Consider the following 2,159-nt stretch of genomic DNA (forward strand, 5'->3'; position numbering starts at 1 on the left):
CGCCGCGTTCATTCAGGAAACACGCGTTATCGTTGACGTTTTTCGCGAGCAAGCTCGCTCCTACAGAAGGCGATGTAGGCTTAACTGACTGGCGTTCGGGCTTGCCCCCTTCCACATTTTGAAGTGTTGCTTTAACCGCGCAGGGCCTTAAGTTTGGCGAGCACCCCTTCCGCCGTCTGCTCGCCCATCAACTGCTCACGCACCTTGCCCTTGTCATCGATGATGTACGTCACCGGCAACGCCTCGCTGCGCGGAATATCGAAGATCCCATCCGGGTTCTGCGCCAGCACCGTGAACTTGATGCCCAGCTTGTCACTGGCTTCCTTCAGTTCCGCACCCTGCACATTGTCGAAATTGACCCCGAACACGCCGACGTTCTGCCCTTTCAATTGTTCTGACAAGGCGTTGAGCTCCGGAATTTCAGTACGGCAAGGGCCACACCATTCCGCCCAGTAATTGACCACCAACCATTGCTTGTCCAGGCGCTCGGCCGCAACCTTCTGGCCGTACTGGTCAACGCCATAGTCATTGCCGCAGCCGCTGAGCAGCAGGGTTGTGATGATCGCCAATGCACCGATCAGTCGCCTTGTCATGGGGTAATCCTTCGCAAAAATGAACGTTCACTGCGACCTATCGCCTCTTACGGTTTAAGGACGGGCCGCAGCGCAGGTAGAATACCCGCCACCTTACGCAAGATGCGACCCGCACATGACCGATCTGACGCTTTATCACAACCCGCGCTGCTCGAAATCCCGCGGTGCGCTCGAACTGCTCGAAGCGCGCGGCCTTGCCCCCACCGTCGTGCGCTACCTCGAAACCCCGCTGGACGCCACACAATTGAAGGCCCTGCTGGCCAAGCTGGGCGTCAGCGCACGTCAATTGCTGCGCACCGGCGAAGATGAATACAAGGCCCTGAACCTGGCGGATGCCAGCCTGACTGAAGCCCAGTTGATCGCCGCCATTGCCGCGCATCCAAAGTTGATGGAGCGCCCGATCCTGGAAACCGCCGACAAGGCCATCATCGGCCGCCCGCCAGAGAACGTGCTGGAGATCCTGCCGTGACGGCGCCGTATGTGCTGGTGTTGTATTACAGCCGCAATGGCTCGGTCAGCGAAATGGCCCGGCATATTGCCCGAGGCATCGAGTTGGGCGGACTGGAAGCGCGCTTGCGCACCGTGCCAGCCATCTCCACCGAATGCGAAGCCGTGGCGCCGAGCATTCCCGATGAAGGCGCACTCTATGCGAGCCTGGATGACCTCAAGCACTGCTCGGGCCTGGCGCTGGGCAGCCCGACACGCTTCGGCAACATGGCCGCACCGTTGAAATACTTTATCGACAGCACCAGCAACCTGTGGCTCACCGGCGCCCTGGTCGGCAAGCCGGCGGGTGTATTCACCTCCACCGCCAGCCTGCACGGTGGCCAGGAGACCACGCTGATGTCGATGCTGCTACCGCTGCTGCACCACGGCATGCTGATCACCGGCCTGCCTTACAGCGAACAGGCACTGCTCGACACCCAGGGCGGCGGTACGCCTTATGGCGCCAGCCACCACGCCGGGCCCGACGGCAAGCGCCTGCTCGACCCCCATGAAATTGCGCTGTGCAAGGCCCTTGGCCTGCGCCTGGCAAAAACCGCGGCACTGTTGGAGAACGGCCGTGGCCAGGAAGCCTAAGGTCCTGCCCCCACAGGCGTGGCTCGAACCGCGGGTCAAGGTCGCGCGCGCCCTGAGCCTGTTGGCGTTTTTCGGGTTGGTGGGGTTGCTGTGCATTTACTACCTGTTCGTGGCCGACCTGCATGGCGCACGCCCATGGGTGATCCTGCTGATCGAACTGGTGCCGCTGCTGGTACTGGCGCCGGGAATGCTCATCGGCAGCGCTCGCGGGCATTCGTGGATGTGCTTCGTGGTGAATTTGTATTTCATCAAGGGCGCGCTGGCGGCGTATGACCCGAACCGCCAGTGGTTCGGCGTTCTGGAAATGCTGGCGAGCCTGGCGCTGTTTTGTACGGCGCTGCTGTATGTGCGTTGGCGGCACCAACTGAATCGCCGGCTGGCCGAGTAACGCGGGGCAAGCGGGCTTGTGGTGGCGAGCGGGCTTGCCCTAATGCCGTTCAGTTAAGGCTTTTTTGTAGGAGCGAGCTTGCTCGCGAAAAACTCACA

The 2,159-nt window shown here is 61.3% G+C and carries 4 protein-coding genes; 3 read left to right on the forward strand and 1 reads right to left on the reverse strand.

Going from position 1 to position 2,159, the window contains the following annotated elements; translation table 11 throughout:
- Positions 1–131: 131 nt before the first annotated feature.
- Positions 132–593 (reverse strand): TlpA disulfide reductase family protein, encoded by a 462-nt coding sequence (locus AC1Q6I_RS34700; RefSeq protein WP_024076141.1) that lies wholly within the window; start codon positions 591–593, stop codon positions 132–134.
- Between the two features lie 115 nt (positions 594–708).
- Between AC1Q6I_RS34700 and arsC the strand changes: the two genes are divergently transcribed.
- The 3 genes from arsC to AC1Q6I_RS34715 are packed head-to-tail and all read left to right on the forward strand — an operon-like array spanning position 709 to position 2,061.
- A complete protein-coding gene (gene arsC, locus AC1Q6I_RS34705; protein WP_024076142.1) occupies positions 709–1,062 on the forward strand; it encodes an arsenate reductase (glutaredoxin) in 354 nt (117 codons plus the stop codon).
- Positions 1,059–1,673 (forward strand): NAD(P)H:quinone oxidoreductase, encoded by a 615-nt coding sequence (gene wrbA, locus AC1Q6I_RS34710; protein ID WP_024076143.1) that lies wholly within the window; start codon positions 1,059–1,061, stop codon positions 1,671–1,673. Before arsC ends, wrbA begins: the two co-directional genes overlap by 4 nt.
- Positions 1,657–2,061 (forward strand): DUF2069 domain-containing protein, encoded by a 405-nt coding sequence (locus tag AC1Q6I_RS34715; protein ID WP_024076144.1) that lies wholly within the window; start codon positions 1,657–1,659, stop codon positions 2,059–2,061. The genes wrbA and AC1Q6I_RS34715 overlap by 17 nt, the downstream gene beginning before the upstream one ends.
- Positions 2,062–2,159 lie beyond the last annotated feature (98 nt).

This window comes from Pseudomonas sp. MPR-R2A5 (assembly GCF_058793055.1).

Excerpts from the sequence above, each read along its gene's own strand:
- arsC (WP_024076142.1), top strand. The coding sequence starts at position 709 with ATGACCGATCTGACGCTTTATCACAACCCGCGCTGCTCGAAATCCCGC.
- AC1Q6I_RS34700 (WP_024076141.1), bottom strand. The coding sequence starts at position 593 with ATGACAAGGCGACTGATCGGTGCATTGGCGATCATCACAACCCTGCTG.